This is a genomic window from Geodermatophilus maliterrae, assembly GCF_041018925.1.
Taxonomy (GTDB): Bacteria; Actinomycetota; Actinomycetes; order Mycobacteriales; family Geodermatophilaceae; genus Geodermatophilus; species Geodermatophilus maliterrae.
This window is the reverse complement of record NZ_JBFNXQ010000010.1, coordinates 1-20,142: the sequence shown is the minus strand read 5'-3', so window position 1 is coordinate 20,142 and position 20,142 is coordinate 1. Positions and strand designations below refer to the sequence as shown.

Below are 20,142 nucleotides of genomic sequence, written 5' to 3'. Positions count from 1 at the left end.
GCCGGGCTGCCCCTGCTGTGCCCGGTGCGGATCCATCGAGTGCTGAACCCCCAGGTGCGGGCTCCGGGGTCGAGTCCACCCCCAGCGGTTCGGCGAGCTGGAGATGGACGTCGATGTCCCCGGAACAGCAACCGCACCCATCCACCGTCGGTGAGGTCCTGGAGTACCTGGGTCGGCCGTCCCTGCGTCAGCAGCCGATGGAGGGCCTGCTGCAGCGCGTCACCGACCTGGTCAAGGCGGTGATGCCCGGCAGGTCGGAGGCATCGGTCACGCTGCTGGTCCGGGCGCGCCCGTCCACCGTCGTGGCCACCGGACGACTCGCCGTGGACCTGGACGAGGGCCAGTACGAGCGCGGTCACGGCCCCTGCCTGCACGCCGCCGCGACGCGGGAGACCACCGAGATCCCCGACACCCGCAGCGAGACCCGCTGGCCGGACCACGCGCGGCGCGCCGCCGAGCACGGCAACCTCAGCTCCCTGTCGGTGCCGCTGGTCATCGACGGCCCCCAGGTGTCGGGAGCGATGAACATCTACGCCCGGCAACCGAACGCCTTCGACGAGGCCAGTCGGTCGGCCGCCACCCGGATCGGGCCCTATGCCGCGGTCGCCGCCGGGAACCTGCACCTCTACCGGTGCGCCGTGAAGCGGGCGGTCGACCTCGAGGCCGCGCTGGCGTCGCGGGCGGTCATCGAGCAGGCCAAGGGCATCCTCATCGAGCGCCACGACGTGGACGCCTACGGAGCGTTCCGCATCCTCGCCCGGGCGTCGGTGCACACCCACACCACGGTGCGCCGCCTCGCCGAGCACCTCGTCCGCACCGGAGAGCTCGGCCGCCGATAGGCCCGCCCACCGGCGGAGGCGCGGAGCGGCCGGGACGGACGACCGGTCCCGACGTCAGCGCAGGTGCGTGGTCAGTCGCACGGTGACGCCTTCCCCGGGATGGGTGATGTCGACGTGGTCGCAGAGCTGGCGGGCCAGCCACAGCCCCATGCCGCCGCGGGACAGGTCGGCGCCGTGCGCGGGTCCGTAGCCGGCCAACGGGTCGTCCCATCCGCGTCCCCGGTCACTGATGGTGCAGACCAGCCTGTCGGGCGAGATCCACAGCGCGACGTCGACCGGGGGGTGACCGTGCCGGACGGCGTTGGAGGTCATCTCGTCGACCGCGACGAGGAAGTCCCCGAGCACGTCACGGGGAGCACCCGAGGTGGCGAGCTCGGCCGCGACGGCGTGCCGGAGGCCGATGAAGTCGGAGACGTCCGATGCGGCCAGCCGAGGAGGCGTGTTCTCCAGCGGCTCCGGCGGCACCGGGAGCGAGCGCAGGTAGCGCACCGGGTCGCCGAACAGCGGATTGGATCCGCGGCCCTGCGGGGTGACCAGGTTCGGGTGCGTGCGCAGCGCGGACACCAGGACCTGCTCGGGCAGTCGCTGGGTGTCGAAGACGCACAAGCCCCACAGGGGCCACGGCGCGAGGGCGATGTTGATCACGGCCTCGTAGCGTTGCCACTCCAGCCAGTCCCGCTCGGTGCGCCCGAAGTCGACCTCGCCGACCACCCGGACCCGGCCGATGCCCTCCGCCGCGCTGCGCTCGGCCAACCGGCGGAAGGCCGTGACCGCCGCGGGGGTGCGCGTGCCGTAGACGGCGGAGCGCTCCACCACGTGCACCCGCGGGTCGCCGTCGACGGCCTCGGTCAGGACGCCGGTCGTACGGGCGCCGGCGGTGATGACGGCGGCATCCCCGGCGGCGAGGCCCTCCAGGACGAAGGGCACGGCGGCGCTGATCAGCTCGTCGACCGAGTCGTAGAGCAGGGCGTCGTGGCTGTGACGACCGGCCGGCCCGTGCTCGGGTTCGCTCATCGTGCTTCCGCTCGCCAGAGGGCTCCCCGGATCGTGGGGAGAAGCGTGCGCAGATTCCTCCTCACACGGTAGGCGTCGCGGTGCCGTGGGTCACCCCTCGAGACCCGACCAGTCCCGGCTCCGCGTCCCGCTGCGCGCGTCCGGTCCTCAGCCACGACACCTCCGGTAGGACGGCGCACGTGCGTCGCGCGCAGTCGTCCGCCCAGCCGCGTCATCCCACCCGGACGTACTCGCGGAACGTCACGCCGTTGGCGAAGGTGCGCACCGCGGTCGGGGCGAACCGGGTGGTAGGGACCTCGGCGGCGAACAGCGGCAGGCCGCGGCCGAGCACGACGGGGCTCACCTTGAGGATCAGCGCGTCGATCTCGGGCAGCAGCGCCGCGGCGAGCGTGCTGCCCCCACACAGCCAGATCGACAGCCCGTCCTCGGCCTTGAGCGCACGGACGCGCTCGAGCAGGCCGCCGGAGATCACCGAGACGTCGTCCGGGGTGTCCAGGCCCGAGCGGCAGGCGACGTACTGGCGCAGCTGCGGGTACGGGCTGGGCAACCCGCCGGGCACCCGGTAGGTGGCCGCGCCCATGAGCACGGTGTCGTACCGCCGGTTGGGCGCGTCGACCCCCAGGGCCTGGCGCGCCTGGGCGGGGAGGGTCTCCGGCAGCTCCTCGACCAGGGCCTGGAGGGAGTCACCGGCGACCAGGAGGGGCGTGAAGTCGCCGTCCGTCCGGGCGATGAACCCGTCGATCGAAGTGGCGACCAGGTACTCGAGGCGTCGCACGGGACCTCCAGTGGGGTGTCCGGGTTCGGGTCTGCGGTGTCACCGCCGGCCGGTGTCCAGGGTGGACAGCAGGCGCCACAGCGGCCGCTGGATCCGGTCGGGGATGCCGGCGACGGCGAAGGAGTACCCGGAGTCGACGGTGATGCGCGCCAGTCGGCCGATCGGCGGCAGCCGGCCACCGGCGGCCAGCGCCCGGAACTGCTCCTCCAGCGGGCCGGCCGGGGTCTCGCGGGTGCGGATCCGGGTCGGCTCGGCCGAGGGGTTGGCGAAGGCGTGCACGGTCCCGGGCGGGACGGTGACCGACTCGCCGGCGACCAGGGTCCGCGTCTCGCGGCCGAGCCGCACCCGCAGGACCCCGTCGAGCACGGTGAACACCTCGGTCTCGTACCGGTGCCGGTGGCGGGGTGGACCGGACAGGTGCGGTGGCAGGACCGCCTCGACCTCGAAGGCGGTGCCGCCGTTGTCGGTGCCGGAGGTGAGCACGGTGATCTGCTCGCCGGTCGGCAGGCGGAGCACACGCCCGTCCCGGTCCGTGGTCATGGCAGCCTCCCGGTGTCCGAGCGCGGGTGCGGGCAGCGCCCGACCGAGGCCCACGCTAGGGGTGTGCGGTCGCGCCGTCTGCCGTCCGTCGGCGAGACCCCTGGTCGCCCGCCGACCACCGGGACGTCGCCTGACGTGGCGGGGGGTCACCCGAGGGTGGTCGACGCCGGGACCACGGGTGGCTGCGCCGCCGGGGGGCGCTCTCCTACCGTCGCGCGCAGACGGGGGAGGGGAGGGGACGGGTGCACTCGGCGCTCCGGCGACACCTCGGGGAACTCGGGCGGGCCACCCGGGTGGTCGAGGGCACGCCCGCCGACCGGTGGGGCGCGGCCACACCGTGCCCGGACGGGCCGGCTCGGCAGCCGGTCGGCCACCTGCGCGAGCCGCCCGGCCCCCCGGTGGGGGAGAGCCGGCACCCGGCCCGGGGCGTCGTCCGGCGGGAGCGCCGGTGAGCACGGGCGCGGACGTCGAGGTGAGCCTGCTGCGGACCGACGAGCTGGGCGCCGGCGCGCGGGCCGACGTCCGGGCGCTGCTGGCCGGCGTCTTCGCCGTGGACTGGACCGGGTCCGACTGGGAGCACTGCCTCGGAGGCGTGCACGCGCTGGTCGAGGAGGACGGCGTGCTGGTCGGGCACGGCGCCCTGGTGCGGCGGCAGCTGCGCCACCGCGGTCGGGCGGTGCGCGCCGGGTACCTGGAGGGTCTGGCGGTCCGCCACGACCGGCGCGGGCGGCGGATCGGTGCCGCCCTGATGGACCGGCTCGAGTCGGTGATCCGCGGTGGCTTCGAGCTCGGCGCGCTGAGCACCACGGATGCGGCCACCGGCTTCTACGCCGCCCGCGGCTGGCGGTCGTGGCGGGGGAGGACCTCGGCGTTCACCCCCCGGGGCATCGAGCCGACCCCGGAGGACGACGACGGCGTCCGCGTCCTCCCGGTCACCGCTGACCTCGATCTCGACGCCGAGCTCACCTGCGACTGGCGGGCCGGTGACCCGTGGTAGCCGGACCCCCGTCGCGATCGTCGCGTCGTCGGCGGGGGTGGGCCCGGCGTCTCCCGCTGCCCGCGGACTCGCGGGTGAGTCGTCAAGGGCGCTCCTCCCGGAAGACCACGACCAGGACCCGCAGGGCCAGGACGACGGAGATGACGAGGAACCCGTAGCCGAGCACGTCGAACAGCCGGATGGTGTCGGTCGCCTGCGGGCCGCCGGGCATGTCCAGGAACAGCACGGCCATCACGCCGGCGACCGCGCCGAGCACGGTGAGCAGCGACTGGTGGACCAGGCCGGTGACCAGGCGACGGTCCCGCCGGTCGGCGAGCAGGCGGACGTCGACGCTCAGGCGACCGCGTTCGACGGTGTCGGCGATGCGGTCGATCCGGCGCGGCAGGCGGCGGAGCACGGGCAGCAGGGCCATCAGTTCCTGCTCGGCCGACCTGCGCAGCTCCCGGGGGGTCAGCGCTCGTGCGATCCGGTGGCGGCCGGCCTCGCGTGCGGCGGCCACGAGGTCGAACGTGGGGTCGATCGTCGTCAGGGTCCCCTCCAGGGTGGCGAAGGTCCGGAAGACGGCGGCGACCTGTGGCGGGACGGTCAGCCGGTGCTCGGTGACGAGGCCGAACACCGCCGTGAACGCGGTGATCCCGGTGGTCGTGCCGGGGACGGCGAACCGGACGAGCAGCGCGCCCAGCCCCCGTTCGAGTTCACGTTCGCTGATCTCCTCGGGCCGGTCGACGAGCTCGAGCAGGGCGTCGGTCGCCGCCAGCGAGTCCCCGCCGCCCAGCGCCGCCAGGAGCCGCCCGACCGCGGTGCGGGTGGTGCCGTCGAGGCGGCCGACCGAGCCCAGGTCCAGCAGGCCCAGCGACCCGTCGGGCCGCACCAGGACGTTGCCCGGGTGCAGGTCGACGTGGACCAGCCCGTGCTCCAGGACCTGGTCCAGCGCGCTCTCCAGCAGGGCGGTGGCCGCCTCCCGCCGGCCTGCCGGTCCCAGGGCGCGCAGGACCGGACCGGCGGCGCCAAGCGGGGACCCGGACAACCGGTCCATCACGAGCACCCGCCGGGTCGTGAGGGTGGGGTGCGGCGCCGGCACCTGGACCCGGCGGGAGGGTCTGGTGGAGAGCGCCGCGGCCATCGCCTGGAGGTTGCTCCGTTCGGTGGTGAAGTCCAGTTCCTCGCGCAGGGCCACGGCGAAGCCCTCGGCCAGCGCGAGGAGCCCGAGCGACCGACCCCACTGCGTGCGGACCTCCAGAGTGCGCGCCAGGTGCAGCAGGATGTCCAGGTCGCGGTCGACGACGGCCGCCACTCCCGGACGCTGCACCTTCACGACCACGTCGGCGCCGTCGACCAGACGCCCGGCGTGCACCTGCGCCACGGAGGCGGCCGCGAGCGGTTCGGGATCCAGCCAGGCGAAGGCGTCCACCACCGGCCGTCCGAGCTCGGCGGCCAGGACGGCCTCGACCGCCTCCCAGGGCAGCGGGGCCGCGTCGTCCTGCAGCCCGGTGAGTTCCTCGGTGAACTCGGCCGGGATGAGGTCGCGGCGGGTGGACAGCTGCTGACCGAGCTTGACGAAGGTGACGCCGCCCTCGTCCAGTGCCCGGCGCAGCGAGCGCGCCAGGTCCCGACGGGAACCGGAGGAGGCCACGCCGGCGTGCTGCCTCCCGCGCAGGAAGCGGCCCAGACCGTTGCGCACGGCGATCCGGAGGATCTGGGTGTAGCGGCGGGTCCGGGCCGCGCGCGAGCGCCATCCCCGCCAGAGCTCGACCGGGCCCGGTACCGAGCCCTCGGGCAGGACCACCTCGGCGACCACCACGACGACCATGGCCGCCAGGCTGGCGACGCTGACGGCGAGCAGGAACGACAGCAGCGCCGTTCCGAGATCCGCCGCCGCGGGGTCCGGCAGCAGCGCCGTCAGCAGCGGACCGACGATCCCCAGCGCCACCGCGGCGGCGAGCACGGTCCGCACCGGGCCCACCCGCACCCCGAGCAGCCGCCGGATGACGGTCCCGAACAGCAGCACCATGACGATCAGCGACGGGACGACCAGGACGTCCGCGAGGGCAGCGTGCATGCGGCCGTTCCTCCCACAGTGCGTGCACCTCCGGGAGTGGTGGGGTCGCCGGCCCCCTCTGCCGTCCGGTGGAGCGGTGCCGCCACGAGCAGGTGCCACACGTACAGGTGGACACCGTCGTCCTGAGCACGGTCCCGACGTCGGGTCGGCGACGTGGTGGGGGACCCCGCCTCCGGCCGCGGCTGAGCACCGGACGGAGACGCCGATCCTCTCGTCGTCCGTGAGGCCTGCCGCACGTCCCGGGTCGGCCCGCCGCTGAGCGCGGGCGCCCTGTCCGGCTGTGTGCCGTGCCCGGTCACGCGCTGGCGGTGGACCAGCCGGAGGCTCGTGCGCGCAGCCAGCGGACGGCGCCGTCGGCGGCGAGCTGCTGTTCCCGGCGCAGCAGGGGGGCGTAGGAGGGGGCGGGGAGCAGCGAGCCGGCCCGCCAGTAGCCGGCGAGGGCGGTCAGGAAGGCGTCGACCGCGGCCGGTGGTGCCGCCCGGGCCGCGGCGCGGGAGGAGAAGACGGCGTCGAGGTCGTGGCGGGCGGTCGTCCCGGCCACGGTGGGCAGGAAGCACACCAGGTCCAGCCAGGCGGCCCCGACGGCCGGCCACGCCCAGTCCACGAACGCCACCTCGGTCGGGGTGAGCAGGACGTTGTCGCGGCGCAGGTCCAGGTGCAGCAGCGTCTGCCCGTCGACACCGTCGGCCCAGTGCCGTTCCCTCGCGACCAGGGCCGGGAGGTGCTCGGCGGCCCAGGGATCGGCGTCCGGCAGCGCGGGGTCCTCTGCGAGCCGTTCCCAGGCGCCGCCGAGGACCGTGGCGAAGGCGTCCCGCACCGGAGCGGCGTCCGGCACCGGGTTGGGTGTCAGGGCCGCGGCGCTGCGGTCGAGGGCGTCCAGGACGCGGGTCAGGTCGTCGCCGTCCCACGACGGCGACGGGAAGCGGCCGGCCACGTCGTCGAAGACGAGGCAGACCCAGTCCCCGTCGTCGAGGTGCGTCCACATCCGCGGCGCGGGGACCGCGGACGGCAGGTGGAGGTTGACCGAGGCCTCGTGCCGGTAGGCCGTCGGCACCCAGTCCCCGTACGCGGCGGAGGCGACCTTCACGAAGCACCGCCGTCCGTCGGCCAGCAGCAGCCGGGCGGCGACGCCGGGGGTGAAGCCGCCCGGCGGCGACTCGGCGGAGACGACGGACGCGCCGAGGGAGTCGGTGATCGCCCGGCGCACCGTCCCGGGGACGTCCGCCCAGCTCAGCCGCCGGGGACGCGGGGAGTCCGGCGGCATGCGGGCACCCTCCTCCCACAGCGGGGCACGGAGGACATCGTGCACCCGCGTCGCCGGGCGGTGGTCCGTCCTCCCGGACGGTCGTGACCGGCCGCCGGTCCCGGGACCGGCGGAGGTCGTCGTCGGCGGCGATCGACCGGGGTCGGGCGCGGGACCACGATGACCAGGCCCACCCCGGCTCCCGCCGACCGGCGGTTCGCCGGTCCCTGACGACGGGGGAGACCATGAGCGGCGTGGAGACGATCACGGTGCCTCATCTCGGCACCTCGGCCATCGGCTACCGGCTCGGCGGGGCCTACGACGCCTCCCTGCCGACGCTGGTCATGGTGAACTCGTTCAGCACCTCCGCCGAGCTGTACCGGCCCCAGTTCGCGGACGGGGAGCTCAGGGCCACCGTCAACCTGCTCGCCCTCGAACCGTACGGTCACGGCCGGACCCGCGCCTCGTACGAGCAGTTCACCTACTGGGACTCGGCCATCGCCGACCTGCAGGTCCTCGACGCGCTCGGCATCCCCGAGGCGTTCGTCCTGGGCACCTCGCAGGGCGGATGGGTGGCGGCCCGCATGGCCGTGCTCGCCCCTCGGACGGTGAAGGGCATCATCGTGCTCGGCACGTCCATGGACTACGAGAGCCAGCGCAGCCGTGACCTGGGGTGCTGGGACGGGATCGGCTTCAACACGCCGGCCATCGACGCACTCGCCGAGGACGTCGGCGATGACTGGGTGGTCCCGGTCGAACTCGTCGACGCCGTGCTCGAGGAGGGCTTCGGCGAGGACGTGCCGCCCGAGGAGCGCACCTTCTGGCACGCGACGTACCAGGAGAACTACGCCGGCGACGCGGGGCGGCAGCGCCTCCGACTGAGCGCCATCAACCTGCGTGACCGCGACGGCCTGCACGGTCGGCTGGACAGCGTGCGATGCCCGGTCCTGTGGATGCACGGCACTGCCGACCCGGTCTACTCCGTCGCCGACGCCGAGGACGAGATCACGATGTTCGTCGACAGTGCCGACGCCGAGCTCCGTGTCGTCGACGGCGGCCGGCACTTCCTGAGCGCCTCGAACCCCGGCGAGGTCGACACCGCGACGGTCGAGTTCGTCCACCGCTGGGAGTAGCGGTATCGACGCGGCGCTTCGGGCCGACATCGCGACCCGCTCCCCGCTGCTCTCGCCCCCGGGACGACGCCCCCGGCGTCGGTCGACGTCGTCCACCGCCGGACGCCCACCCGCCGGATTGGTCCCGAGCCGTCCCTCTGTGGCGGTGGCCGGTCAGCGGTTCGCCAGCTCGAGGAGCACGTCGGCGTGGCAGGGCTGGTCAAGCGGGCACCAGCAGGCGAGGTCGTGGCCGCGGAGCAGTCGGCGGGCCTGGGTGGCGTAGTCGCCCTGCGCCCAGAAGCGGAACCACCTCACCGCGGTAGCGGTGTCCGGGCACCGGACGACGCGGACGCCATCGGGGTGGTCGCCGGGCTGCCGGGAGGTGGGGACCGGCCACGTGCGGTCCTCCTCACCGGCGAGCCACATGTAGGCCGAGCCGACGCGGAAGGGATTGCCCCAGCGGGTGGGCCGTGCGACGACCACTGCGCCGGACGGCTTGCGCCAGCCGGCGGACCGGCTCAGCCGGATGCGCCGGGGAGGCGAAGCACCCCGTCTCCCGGCGCCCTCGGTCACGGCCGCGACGGCTGCACGGCCTGCGCGCTGCTCGGCATCCTGGGATCGCATGCCACGGATCGCCTCCTCGAGCCGCCGTACCCGCCGTCGTCCCGGACGACGTGCTCTGACTACCGGTCGGGTCCGACAGTTCGACCAGGCTGGCCGAGGGGCGGGGTCGGACCTAGGCTCTCGCCGCACGGGCCGAGGAGGCTGATGTGGGCGGGAGCGGGTCAGGACCAGGCAGCGCGCGTCCCGTCGGGGTGGGCGTCATCGGTTTCGGCTGGATGGGCCGGGTGCACGCCCAGGCCTACGCGCGGGTGCGTCACCACTTCCCGGATCTCGGCGTCGTCCCGCAGCTGGTGGCGGTCGCCGACGACGTGCCCGGCCGGGCCGAGCAGGCCGCCGACCAGTTCGGGTTCGCCTCGGCGACGACGGACTGGCATCGGCTGCTCGCCGATCCCCGGGTGGAGCTCGTGTCGGTCACCGCCCCGAACTGGTTGCACCGGGAGCTCGGCGTCGCCGTCGCCGAGGCCGGCCGCCACCTGTGGATCGAGAAGCCGGTGGGGACCACCGTCGAGGACGCCCGAGCGGTGGCCGCTGCCGTCGCCACGGCCGGGGTCCAGGGCACCGTGGGGTTCAACTACCGCCACGTGCCCGCGGTCGCCCTGGCCCGCCGGCTGGTCGCGGCCGGGGAGGTCGGGCGCGTCACCCACGCCCGGTTCACCTTCCTCAGCGACTACGCCGCAGCGCCCGGAGGCGCGTTCACCTGGCGGTACGAACGGGCTCGTGGGGGCAGCGGCGTCCTCGGGGACCTGGCCTCGCACGCGGTGGACCTGGTCCGGCACGTGCTGGGCGCCGAGATCGCCTCCGTGCTCGCCGACACGGCCGTCTTCGTCCCCGAACGGCTGCGGCCGGCCGGACCCACGTCCGGGCACACGCTGGTGGCCGACGGGGTCCCCGCGCAGGTCGAGAACGACGACTACGTGTCCGCGCTCCTGCGGCTGTCCTCGGGGGCGCGGGTGGTGCTCGAGGCCAGCCGGGTGGCGGTCGGGGAGCAGAACGCCTACGGGTTCGAGGTGCACGGCACCGCCGGGCGCCTGGCGTGGGACTTCCGCCGGATGGGGGAGCTGCAGGTCAGCTCCGGGCCGGCTCCGCAGGACCAGGCGGTCAGCACCCTCCTGGTCGGGCCCGGAGCCGGGGACTACGCCGCCTTCCAGCCCGGCCCCGGCAACGCGATGAGCTACGACGACCTCAAGGTCGTGGAGGCCCGCGACGCCCTGACCTCGGTCGCGACGGGCGCCCCGCACGGCGCGGAGCTGGTCGACGCCGTGCGCGCGGCGACCGTCCTCGACGCCCTTGAGGCCTCCGCGACCGCCGGGGGCCGGGTCGACGTCCCGACCGGCTGAGCGCCCGTCCCACCTGGTCCATCCCCCGGTCTGGGCAGCCGGGCGGACGAGGAGGACCCTTGACGCCTCTGGTGGGCCGTGTCACATTCCTCATGTCACTATGTCCAGACATAAGGACCGCGCCGCGGGGGTCGGCGTCCGGTGACTGGGCAGGCCAGCGGCCGCCGCGCGGTGGCCATCCGGACGAGGAGATGCGAATGAGGACCACCCGCAGATCGCTGCAGGTGATGGTGGCCGTGACCGCCGCAGCCACCGCCCTGGCTGCGTGCAGCAGTGGGGGCGGCGCCCAGGACGAGGGGAACGGGGGTGCTGCGGAGGGCGAGGAGTTCACCATCGCGATGATCACCCACGAGGCCCCCGGCGACACGTTCTGGGACAAGATTCGCAACGGCGCGGAAGCGGCTGCGGCGAACCACAACATCACGCTGAACTACTCGCAGGACCCGGACGCCGGCAACCAGGCGACCCTGATCCAGAACCAGGTGAGCAGCGAGGTGGACGGCCTGGCGGTGACCATGCCCAACCCCGACGCCATCGGCCCGGCCGCCCAGGCCGCGGTCGAGGCAGGCATCCCGACCGTGGCGTTCAACGCCGGCGGCGACGCGTACCTGGACTACGGCCTGCTCATGTACTTCGGCTCGAACGAGGACCTCGCCGGCCAGGCCGTGGGCACGAAGATCAGCCAGGAGAACCCCGGCAAGACCGTGTGCGTCATCCAGGAGCAGGGGCAGGTCCAGCTGGAGACGCGCTGCGCCGGGGTGGCGAAGACCAGCCCCGGCACCGAGGTCCTCTACGTCAACGGCCGCGACCTGCCGTCGGTGCAGCAGACCATCGGCGCCAAGCTGCAGCAGGACCCGTCGGTGGCCAACGTCGTGGCCCTGGGTGCTGACATCGCCCTGGCCGCGCAGCAGTCCATCGCCGACGCCGGCAGCCAGGCCCAGGTGGCCACGTTCGACCTGAACGCCGACGTCGCCCAGCAGATCTCCGACGGCGGCATCGCGTTCTCGGTCGACCAGCAGCCCTACGTGCAGGGCTACATGGCCGTCACCTCGCTGTGGCTGAACCTGACCAACGGCAACGACATCGGCGGTGGCGGTCCGGTCCTGACCGGTCCGTCGATCGTCGACTCGAGCAACATCGACGCGATCCAGCCCTACACCGAGAACAACACCCGGTAGTCCCGCTCGTGGGGGAGCCGGGTCAGTGCCCGGCTCCCCCTCCTCCCCTCACGCCCCCTGGAGCAGGCACATGAGCTCGTCCGTGGCGACACAGCCCCCCGCACAGTCCGCACCACCGCCGGGCTCGGCCGGCCCGGCGCGGGTCCAGAAGTCATTGCTCTCCCGCGTCCTCGCGCGACCCGAGGTCGGCGCCCTTGCCGCCGCCGTCGCGATCTTCGCCTTCTTCTACGCGGTCGCGCCGACGTTCCGGACCCTCCCGGCGGCGTCGACCTACCTCTACGCCAGCTCCACGATCGGGATCGTGGCGGTCGGGGTGGCACTGCTGATGATCGGCGGCGAGTTCGACCTCTCCTCCGGCGTGGCAGTGACGACCGCGGCGTTGACCGCGGCGATGTTCTGCTACCAGTTGAGCCTCAACGTGTGGGTCGGGGTGATCGTCAGCCTCGCCCTGGCGCTGGCGATCGGCTTCCTCAACGGGTACCTGGTGGTGCGCACCGGGATCCCGAGCTTCCTGGTCACACTCAGCACGTTCTTCGTCCTGCAGGGGATCAACCTGGGCGTGACCAAGCTGATCACCGGAGCGGTCGCCTCCCCGAACGTGAGCCAGCTCGACGGCTTCTCCTCGGCCCGGGCGGTCTTCGCCTCCGACGTGGACCTCGGCATCATCACGTTGAAGATCACGGTGCTGTGGTGGCTGCTGTTCGTGGCCGTCGGCACCTGGGTGCTCCTGCGCACCCGCGTCGGCAACTGGATCTTCGCCTCCGGCGGGAACGAGGCCAGCGCCCGGGCGGTCGGTGTGCCGGTCAAGAAGGTGAAGATCGGCCTGTTCATGGCCGTCGGCTTCCTCGCCTGGTTCCTCGGGATGCACCTGCTGATGAACTTCAGCTCGGTCCAGGCCGGCATCGGCGTCGGGAACGAGTTCGTCTACATCATCGCCGCGGTCGTCGGCGGCGCGCTGCTCACCGGCGGCTACGGCTCGGCGGTCGGCTCGGCCCTCGGCGCGGTCATCTTCGGCATGACCACCCAGGGGATCGTCTTCGCCGGCTGGGACCCGAACTGGTTCCGCACCTTCCTGGGCGTGATGCTGCTGCTCGCCGTCCTGGTCAACCTGTACATCAAGAACTACGCGGCACAGAGGAAGTGACATGACCGACACCATCGCCGAGCACGCTGCGTCCGATCTGACGAAGGGCACGCCCCTCGTCGAGATGCAGGGCGTGGGCAAGGCCTACGGCGCGATCCGCGCGCTGGAGGGCGTCAACCTGACGGTCAACGCCGGCGAGGTCACCTGCGTCCTGGGGGACAACGGCGCCGGCAAGTCCACCCTCATCAAGATCATCTCAGGCCTGCACACGCACAGCGAGGGCACCCTGAAGGTCCACGGGCAGGACCGCCACTTCTCCTCGCCCCGTGAGTCCCTCGACACCGGGATCGCCACGGTCTACCAGGACCTCGCCGTCGTCGGGCTCATGGAGGTGTGGCGGAACTTCTTCCTCGGCTCGGAGCTCCGGAAGGGCAGGTACCCCCTGGCCCCGCTGGACATCAAGGCGATGCGCGAGATCGCCGACACCGAGCTCAAGAAGATGGGCATCACCGTCAAGGACATCAACCAGCCGATCGGGACCCTCTCCGGCGGTCAGCGGCAGTGCGTCGCGATCGCCCGCGCGGTCTACTTCGGTGCCCGGGTGCTGATCCTCGACGAGCCGACCGCGGCCCTGGGCGTCAAGCAGTCCGGTGTGGTGCTCAAGTACACCGCCGCGGCGCGCGACGCCGGGCTCGGCGTCGTCTTCATCACCCACAACCCGCACCACGCCTACCTGGTGGGCGACCACTTCATCATCCTCAAGCTCGGTCGCCGGGTGCTGGACAAGAAGCGCTCGGAGGTCACGCTCGAGGAGCTCACCGCCGAGATGGCCGGTGGCCAGGAGCTCGCCGAGCTCTCGCACGAGCTGAAGCGCTGACACGAGGACTCCCTGCCCCCACCGTGGGAGGACCCCGTCCTCCCCACCCTTCGCGAGTTCGGGGCGGGAACCGGGACGGGTCCCGCCGCGAAGCTCGCGAGTGGCGGGGGCAGGGGGTCCTCCTTCAGGTCAGCGGCACCCCGACCCGGGACAGGTCGTCGGCGAGGTGCGCGGTGTCGTTGAACCGGCGGAGGGTCCAGCGCTCCCCGGCCAGGACCACCTGGGACAGCGATGCGTTGCGACCGCTCAGGAAGCCGAACGGCGGCGAGCCGGTGGCCAGGGCGAGGGCCTGGGCGATGACCCCGCCGTGCGTGAAGACGGCGACCCGCTCGCCCGGGTGCGCGGCCGCGATCCGCTGCAGCGATCCCCGCACCCGGGCGGCGAGGGCCGCAGCGGGCTCCGCGCCCGGGATGAGGTCCCACCGCTGCTCGGCCACGACCCGCGCGGCCAGCGGGTCCCCCTGAGCCAGGCGCTGGAGGACCAGCCCGTCCTCCCACTCGCCGAGGTGGAGCTCCCGCAGGTCCCGCTCGACCCGCGGCTGGAGGCCGGTGGCGTCGAGCAGCGGCTGCGCGGTCTCGACCGTGCGGCGCAGCGTCGTCACGTAGACGGCGTGCAGGCCGGCGTCGCGCAGTCGCCGTCCCACCGCCTCCGCCTGCACGCGCCCGAGCGGCGACAGCGGCGGGTCGCCCTGGCCGTCCTCGAGCACGGGATGGGGGTGCTCCGGGTCGGCGGGGACGACCTCGCCGTGCCGGACGAGGAGCACGTCGGTGACGGCGTCGCGGTGCTCGGGGGGCACCGGGTCATCCTGCCCGGATCGCCGGACCGGCGCCCCTGGATTCCCTGACACCGGCCGACACGGCGCCCGCCGTCGTCCTGTCCGGCGATCATGGAACTGGCAGGGCGACACGCCGCGGTCGGCCCGCGTGTCGCCACCGGGAGCCCATGATCGCCGCGCCGACCGGCGCCGGGATCCCGACGACGGTGGAGCTCCCGGCCGGGTCAGGTGGGGGACGGGCCGCTGGAGTGGCGCTGGGCCTGGGCGGACAGCTCCGCCTCGAGCGTCCCGGCCGGCCAGTTCCCGGCCAGGGCCCGCTCGACCAGCTCGGCCTGGGTCTCCGGGGCCAGTCCGCCGACCGGCTGGTCGCGGTCGAGGTTGGTCGGGAAGGCGTACCCCTCCGCCGAGGCGGCGAGGACGGTGCGCAGCGTGCGCTCGTCGACGCCGGCGGCCCGCTGCGCGAGCAGCACCGGGTAGAGGGCCCGGCACATCGCCGTCCGGTCGACGGTCTCCATCGCCCGGCCGAAGGCGGAGGAGACCTGCAGCAGGTTGGCCATGCGCCGGACGCCGGACGACCGGTTGGTGCCGGCGCCGTGGAACAGGGCCGGGTTGAAGAAGGCGGCGTCGCCCGTGCGCAGCGGCAGCTGGACGAAGTGCTCGTCGAAGTAGGCGGTGAACTCCGGCCGGTGGAAGGCGACGTAGCCGGGGGCGTACTTCTGCGAGTGCGGCAGGTACATCGTCGGCCCGGTCTCCACCGGCATGTCGCAGTGGGCCACCGCGCCCTGCAGGGTCATGACGGGGGAGAGCCGGTGCACGTGGGCCGGGTAGGCCAGGGCCTGCTCCTCGGACATGAAGCCGAGGTGGTAGTCGCGGTGGGCGACCTGGGCCTGGCCGCCGGGGTTGACCACGTTGACCTGGCTGGTGAGCTGGTAGCCGCGGCCCAGCCACGCCTCGGAGACCAGCGCGATCACGTCGTTGGCGTAGTAGGCGGCGAAGGCCTCCGGGTCCCGGACGGCGAACTTGTCCAGCGCGCCCCACACCCGGTCGTTCGCGCCGGGCTTGGCGAAGTGGTCCCCGGCCGTCACACCGGCGGCCTTCTGCTCGGCGATCAGCGCCTCGAAGACGGCCGTGGCCCGGTCGACGACCCCGGTGTCGGGGAAGGCGCCGGCGAAGACGACGATCCCCGGCCCGTCGGCGAGCGCGCGGGCCAGCTCTGCCTGCACGTCCCGGCGCCCCTCGGGGGTGGCGACGGAGTCGCGCAGCCGCGAGCCGTAGACCAGGACGTTCTCCCGCACCTCGTCGGCGTACGGGTAGGCGGCGAGGTCGGTGGTCGTCTCGACGACCGCGCGGAAGTCCTCCAGGCGGCAGTCGTCCGCGGTGAACCAGCCGGGGGTGGTCCGGGCGGTGACGGGTGCGGTCATGGCCTCGTCCTGTCTGTGCGGGGTGGAGTGCCGTCGAGCCTGCCGGGCCGGTGCGGGGCCGACAAGGCCGCCGATCCCTCAAGAACCCGTCATCGCAACGGGCTCAGAACTCCTCCCAGACGTCGGGGTACTGGCCGTTGACGCGGGTGCCGTCGGCGAGCGTGGCGATGCCGGCCAGGTCCTCGTCGGTCAGCCCGAAGTCGAAGACGTCGAGGTTCTCGACCAGCCGGCCGCGGGACGACGCCTTCGGGAAGGTCACCAGCCGCTGCTGCACGTGCCACCGCAGGACCACCTGCGCCGGCGTCCGGCCGTGCCGCTCGCCGATCTCGGCCAGCACCGGCTGCCGCAGCAGCTCCCCGCCGTTGGCCAGCGGCGACCACGACTCGGTGACGATCCCGCGGCGGGCGTCGTCGGCACGCTGCTCGAGCTGCGGGTCGCGCGGGTGGCACTCGATCTGGTTGACCGCCGGCACCGTCGAGGAGGCGGCGGCGAGCCGGTCGAGGTGCTCGGGCAGGAAGTTGGAGACGCCGATGGCGCGGGTGAGCCCCTCCGCGAGGAGCTCCTCCATCGCCAGCCACGACTCGACGTAGCGGTCGAGCCGGGGGAGCGGCCAGTGGATGAGGTAGAGGTCCACGTACTCCAGTCCGAGCCGGTCGAGGCTGGCCCGCAGTGCCTGCTTCGCCGAGCCGAACCCCTGCTCCCTGCCGCGCAGCTTGGTGGAGACGAACACCTCCTCGCGCGGGAGTCCCGAGTCGGCGACGGCCTGCCCGACACCGCGCTCGTTCTCGTAGCTGGCGGCGGTGTCGACGAACCGGTAGCCGACCTCGAGCGCCTCGCGGACGATCCGCCGCGTCTCCTCGTCGGGGAGCCGGGCGGTGCCCAGCCCGAGCTGGGGGATCGCGACACCGTGGGCGAGCTGGACGTCCGGGACCGTGGTCATCCCGCCAGCCTCGTGAGCCCGCGGGTACCCGGCAACCTCGGCGATCCCTCAGGGACCCCTCAGACTGGTCCCGTGCCGCACCCCTACCCGATCCGCGAGATCGCCCGCCAGGCCGGCCTGTCCGAGGCGACCGTCGACCGCGTCCTCAACCGACGCGGCGGGGTCCGCGCCAGCACCGTGCACGAGGTGCACCGCGCCATCGCGGATCTGGACCGTCAGCGCTCGCAGGTGCGGCTGACCGGGCGGACGTTCTTCCTCGACCTGGTGGTCGACGCGCCCGACCGCTTCTCCTCCGCGGTGCGCGCGGCCCTGGAGTCCCAGCTGCCGCTGGTCCGGCCGGCGACGTTCCGGGCGCGGTTCCACCTCGCCGAGGCCCCTCCGGTGGCCGAGCTGGCGGCCACCCTCGACGGCATCGCCCGGCGCGGGTCGCAGGGCGTCGTGCTCAAGGCCCCCGACCACCCGCTGGTCGTCGCCGCGGTGGAGCGGCTGGCCGAGGCCGGGATCCCCGTCATCACGCTCGTGACCGACCTGCCGACCAGCCGCCGGGTCGCCTACGTCGGCCTGGACAACCGGGCGGCCGGGGCGACCGCGGCCTACCTGCTCGACCAGTGGCTGCCGGAGGAGGCCGCCGTCCTCGTGACCCGGGGGACCGGCACCTTCCGCGGCGAGGACGACCGGGAGATGGGCTTCCGGGCGACCACGCGCGCGCTGCGCCCGGCCCGGCGGCAGGTCGACCTGGCCGACCCGAGCGGGGACGACGAGGTGCTGCGGGGCCTCGTCCGCGACGCGCTGGCCGACGAGCCGGCCATCGCCGCCGTGTACTCGCTGTACGCCGTGGGTGGGAACGCGGCGACCGTGGCCGCCTTCGCCGACGCCGGACGGACCTGCCGCGCGTTCGTCGCCCACGACCTCGACACCGAGAACCTGGCGCTGCTCCGGGAGGGGCGGCTGTCCGCCGTGCTGCACCACGACCTCGCGCTTGACCTGCGCCGCGCCTGCCACGTGGTCATGCAGGCCCACGGCGCGCTCCCCGGCACCCCGCGCTCCTGGCACTCGGGCGTCCAGGTGGTGACGCCGCACAACATCCCGGTCGAGGTCGGTGTCGGCGCGGGAACCCGTTGAGGGGTTCTTGAGGGGTCCTCGCCGTTGACCCGGCTGTGGTCCGGAGCACAGCCTCGACACGGACCTGCGCTCGGCGGGCCGGACGGGACCGAGGAGGAGTCGTGGCGCTGGACGTCGGGGTCATCGGGGTCGGTACGATCGGCCAGGAGCACGTCCGCCGGTTGGACGGCGGCCCCGGGGGCAGCCGGGTGGTCGCGGTGGCCGACGCCGACACCGAGCGCGCCGCGACCGTGGCCGGGCAGCTGCCCGCCGCGAAGGTCCTGCCCAGCGGTGAGGAGCTGATCGCGTCGGACGCGGTGGACGCCGTCGTCGTCACCTCCTGGGGGGCGACGCACGAGCCGTACGTGCTGGCGTGCATCGCCGCGGGCAAGCCGGTGTTCTGCGAGAAGCCGCTGGCCACGACGCAGGAGGCCTGCCGACGTGTCGTCGAGGCGGAGGTCGCAGCCGGTCGGCGGCTGGTGCAGGTGGGCTTCAACCGCCGCTACGACCCCGCGCACCGGGCTCTCAAGCAGGCCGTGGACGACGGCGCCGTCGGCGCCCCGCTGCTCGTGCACTGCGCGCACCGCAACGCCTCGGTGCCGCCGCACTACACCCGGGACATGTCCATCGCCGACACCGCGATCCACGAGATCGACGAGTTGCGCTGGCTGTTGGGCCAGGAGGTCACCGCCGTCCAGGTGTTCACCCCGCGCAGGAGCAGCCGCGGCGGTGAGCTGCAGGACCCGCTGCTGTTGCTCCTCGAGATGGCCGACGGCGTGCTCGTCGACGTCGAGGTGTCGGTCAACGTCCACTACGGCTACGAGATCCGCTGCGAGGTGTCCGGCGAGACCGGCACCGTCGAGCTGGCCGAACCGGCCCCGGTGCGCCTCCGCCGCGAGGGCGCCGTCGCCGGCCTCGTCCCCGCCGACTGGCGGGAGCGGTTCGCGCTCTCCTACGACGTCGAGCTGCGCGAGTGGGTCGACGCCGTCGCCGCCGGGCGGCCGCCGCAGGGCCCCAGCGCCTGGGACGGCCACGTCGCGCAGGTCGTCTCCGACGCGGCGCTGCACTCCCTGCACTCCGGCGGACGGGTGTCCGTCGAGCTCCCCGAGCAGCCGGGGCCGTACCGGTGACGACGGACCCGGTCGGGCCCCTGCGGATCGGGGTCCTGGGGGCCGCCCGCATCGCCGAGCGGGCCATCGCCGTCCCCGCACGGGACACCGGCAGCCGGCTGGTCGCGCTCGCCGCGCGGGACCCGGCCCGGGCCGAGAGCTTCGCCCGCACGCACGGCGTCGAGCGCGTGCTGGCCTCCTACGCGGACGTCGTCGCCGACCCCGAGGTGGAGGTCGTCTACAACCCGCTGCCCAACGCGCTGCACGGTCCGTGGAACCTGGCCACCGTCGCGGCCGGCAAGCACGTGCTGTCCGAGAAGCCGTTCGCCTCGAACGCCGCGGAGGCCGCCGAGGTCCGCGACGCCGCACGGAGCGCAGGCGTCACGGTGATGGAGGGCTTCCACCACCTGTACCACCCGGTCATGCGCCGCGTGCTGGATCTGGTGGACTCCGGCGAGCTCGGCGACGTCGTCCACGTCGAGGCCACCATCGCCATGCTCCCGCCCGACGCAGGTGACCCGCGCTGGTCGCTCGACCTCTCCGGCGGGGCGCTCATGGACCTCGGCTGCTACGGGCTGCACGCGCTGCGCACCCTGGCGCCGTGGAGCGGTGGGGAGCCGGAGCCGGTCACCGCCCGGGCCGGGGAGCGCGCGGGATCCCCGGGCGTCGACGAGTGGCTGGACGCCGAGCTGCACTTCCCGTCCGGGGCCACGGCCACGGTGCGTTGCAGCATGGTGCACCCGGACAGGGACTTCTCCCTGCGGATCGTGGGCACGCGCGGCGAGGCCACGGCGCCGGCGTTCGTCGAGCCGAACCGGGACGACCGCGTGCTCGTGCGCAGCCGGGCCGGCGAGCGGACCGAGCACCTCGGCACCCGGACGTCGTACACCTACCAGCTGGAGGCGTTGATCGAGGCACTGCGGCACGGGTCCCCGGTCCCCACCGGCCCGGACGACGCGGTCGCGACCATGACACTGATCGACCGGTGCTACCGGCTCGCCGGGCTGCCGCCCCGGCCGCGGGCGGCGGCCGAACCGCACGGGACCGGGGCCTGACCCGTCGTCACGTCTTCCCGGCCGCGGCGCGCAGGTTCTCGGCGGCGAGGGCGAGGCCCCCG

General features: G+C 74.0%; 20 protein-coding genes. 11 read left to right on the top strand and 9 right to left on the bottom strand.

Annotated features, from left to right (window positions below):
- Positions 1-113: 113 nt before the first annotated feature.
- Positions 114-839 (top strand): GAF and ANTAR domain-containing protein, encoded by a 726-nt coding sequence (locus ABQ292_RS05350; protein ID WP_369204001.1) that lies wholly within the window; start codon positions 114-116, stop codon positions 837-839.
- Between the two features lie 54 nt (positions 840-893).
- Here the strand turns inward: ABQ292_RS05350 and ABQ292_RS05345 are convergent, their stop codons facing one another.
- The 3 genes from ABQ292_RS05345 to ABQ292_RS05335 form a co-directional block, all read right to left on the bottom strand.
- A complete protein-coding gene (locus ABQ292_RS05345; RefSeq protein ID WP_369203999.1) occupies positions 894-1,853 on the bottom strand; it encodes an anti-sigma factor RsbA family regulatory protein in 960 nt (319 codons plus the stop codon).
- 211 nt (positions 1,854-2,064) lie between these two features.
- The gene (locus tag ABQ292_RS05340; protein ID WP_369203997.1) at positions 2,065-2,628 is read right to left on the bottom strand and encodes a dihydrofolate reductase family protein; all 564 of its coding nucleotides are present in this window, start codon (positions 2,626-2,628) and stop codon (positions 2,065-2,067) included.
- 39 nt (positions 2,629-2,667) lie between these two features.
- Positions 2,668-3,168 carry a cupin domain-containing protein gene (locus ABQ292_RS05335; protein ID WP_369203995.1) on the bottom strand — a complete coding sequence of 167 codons (501 nt, stop codon included), beginning with the start codon at positions 3,166-3,168 and terminating at the stop codon, positions 2,668-2,670.
- Positions 3,169-3,410: 242 nt separating this feature from the next.
- On the opposite strand from ABQ292_RS05335, the gene ABQ292_RS05330 reads away from it, so the two are divergent.
- Both ABQ292_RS05330 and ABQ292_RS05325 read left to right on the top strand, forming a co-directional pair.
- The gene (locus ABQ292_RS05330; RefSeq protein WP_369203993.1) at positions 3,411-3,620 is read left to right on the top strand and encodes a hypothetical protein; all 210 of its coding nucleotides are present in this window, start codon (positions 3,411-3,413) and stop codon (positions 3,618-3,620) included.
- Positions 3,617-4,165: a GNAT family N-acetyltransferase gene (locus tag ABQ292_RS05325; RefSeq protein WP_369203991.1), complete on the top strand. Its 549-nt coding sequence runs from the start codon at positions 3,617-3,619 to the stop codon at positions 4,163-4,165. The genes ABQ292_RS05330 and ABQ292_RS05325 overlap by 4 nt, the downstream gene beginning before the upstream one ends.
- Positions 4,166-4,247: 82 nt before the next feature.
- Here the strand turns inward: ABQ292_RS05325 and ABQ292_RS05320 are convergent, their stop codons facing one another.
- Both ABQ292_RS05320 and ABQ292_RS05315 read right to left on the bottom strand, forming a co-directional pair.
- Entirely contained in the window at positions 4,248-6,224 is a 1,977-nt protein-coding gene (locus ABQ292_RS05320; RefSeq protein ID WP_369203989.1) for an ABC1 kinase family protein, read from the bottom strand.
- Between the two features lie 295 nt (positions 6,225-6,519).
- Positions 6,520-7,488, bottom strand: a complete 969-nt coding sequence (locus ABQ292_RS05315; protein ID WP_369203987.1) for a phosphotransferase family protein — start codon at positions 7,486-7,488, stop codon at positions 6,520-6,522.
- Positions 7,489-7,721: 233 nt separating this feature from the next.
- On the opposite strand from ABQ292_RS05315, the gene ABQ292_RS05310 reads away from it, so the two are divergent.
- Positions 7,722-8,600 carry an alpha/beta fold hydrolase gene (locus tag ABQ292_RS05310; protein ID WP_369203985.1) on the top strand — a complete coding sequence of 293 codons (879 nt, stop codon included), beginning with the start codon at positions 7,722-7,724 and terminating at the stop codon, positions 8,598-8,600.
- Positions 8,601-8,753: 153 nt separating this feature from the next.
- Here the strand turns inward: ABQ292_RS05310 and ABQ292_RS05305 are convergent, their stop codons facing one another.
- The gene (locus ABQ292_RS05305; RefSeq protein ID WP_369203983.1) at positions 8,754-9,203 is read right to left on the bottom strand and encodes a DUF4326 domain-containing protein; all 450 of its coding nucleotides are present in this window, start codon (positions 9,201-9,203) and stop codon (positions 8,754-8,756) included.
- 191 nt (positions 9,204-9,394) lie between these two features.
- Here ABQ292_RS05305 and ABQ292_RS05300 point away from each other — a divergent pair, with 191 nt between their 5' ends.
- The 4 genes from ABQ292_RS05300 (at position 9,395) to ABQ292_RS05285 (ending at position 13,679) form a co-directional block, all read left to right on the top strand.
- Positions 9,395-10,540: a Gfo/Idh/MocA family protein gene (locus ABQ292_RS05300; protein ID WP_369203981.1), complete on the top strand. Its 1,146-nt coding sequence runs from the start codon at positions 9,395-9,397 to the stop codon at positions 10,538-10,540.
- A 197-nt stretch (positions 10,541-10,737) separates the two neighbouring features.
- Positions 10,738-11,718, top strand: a complete 981-nt coding sequence (locus ABQ292_RS05295) for a substrate-binding domain-containing protein (RefSeq protein ID WP_369203979.1) — start codon at positions 10,738-10,740, stop codon at positions 11,716-11,718.
- A gap of 82 nt (positions 11,719-11,800) precedes the next feature.
- Positions 11,801-12,862: an ABC transporter permease gene (locus tag ABQ292_RS05290; protein ID WP_369203977.1), complete on the top strand. Its 1,062-nt coding sequence runs from the start codon at positions 11,801-11,803 to the stop codon at positions 12,860-12,862.
- A gap of 1 nt (position 12,863) precedes the next feature.
- A complete protein-coding gene (locus ABQ292_RS05285) occupies positions 12,864-13,679 on the top strand; it encodes an ATP-binding cassette domain-containing protein (protein ID WP_369203975.1) in 816 nt (271 codons plus the stop codon).
- A gap of 124 nt (positions 13,680-13,803) precedes the next feature.
- Here ABQ292_RS05285 and ABQ292_RS05280 read toward each other — a convergent pair whose 3' ends face one another.
- From ABQ292_RS05280 to ABQ292_RS05270, 3 genes are all read right to left on the bottom strand, one after another.
- Positions 13,804-14,475, bottom strand: coding sequence for a histidine phosphatase family protein (locus ABQ292_RS05280; RefSeq protein WP_369203973.1), 672 nt, complete (start codon positions 14,473-14,475; stop codon positions 13,804-13,806).
- A 203-nt stretch (positions 14,476-14,678) separates the two neighbouring features.
- A complete protein-coding gene (locus ABQ292_RS05275) occupies positions 14,679-15,875 on the bottom strand; it encodes a phytanoyl-CoA dioxygenase family protein (protein WP_369203971.1) in 1,197 nt (398 codons plus the stop codon).
- A gap of 103 nt (positions 15,876-15,978) precedes the next feature.
- Positions 15,979-16,815 (bottom strand): aldo/keto reductase, encoded by an 837-nt coding sequence (locus ABQ292_RS05270; protein ID WP_369203969.1) that lies wholly within the window; start codon positions 16,813-16,815, stop codon positions 15,979-15,981.
- Positions 16,816-16,887: 72 nt separating this feature from the next.
- Here ABQ292_RS05270 and ABQ292_RS05265 point away from each other — a divergent pair, with 72 nt between their 5' ends.
- The 3 genes from ABQ292_RS05265 (at position 16,888) to ABQ292_RS05255 (ending at position 20,080) form a co-directional block, all read left to right on the top strand.
- Positions 16,888-17,937: a LacI family DNA-binding transcriptional regulator gene (locus tag ABQ292_RS05265; RefSeq protein WP_369203967.1), complete on the top strand. Its 1,050-nt coding sequence runs from the start codon at positions 16,888-16,890 to the stop codon at positions 17,935-17,937.
- A gap of 101 nt (positions 17,938-18,038) precedes the next feature.
- The gene (locus ABQ292_RS05260; RefSeq protein WP_369203965.1) at positions 18,039-19,046 is read left to right on the top strand and encodes a Gfo/Idh/MocA family protein; all 1,008 of its coding nucleotides are present in this window, start codon (positions 18,039-18,041) and stop codon (positions 19,044-19,046) included.
- On the top strand, positions 19,043-20,080 hold the full coding sequence (locus ABQ292_RS05255) for a Gfo/Idh/MocA family protein (protein WP_369203963.1): 1,038 nt from the start codon (positions 19,043-19,045) through the stop codon (positions 20,078-20,080). The genes ABQ292_RS05260 and ABQ292_RS05255 overlap by 4 nt, the downstream gene beginning before the upstream one ends.
- The last annotated feature ends 62 nt before the right edge of the window (positions 20,081-20,142 follow it).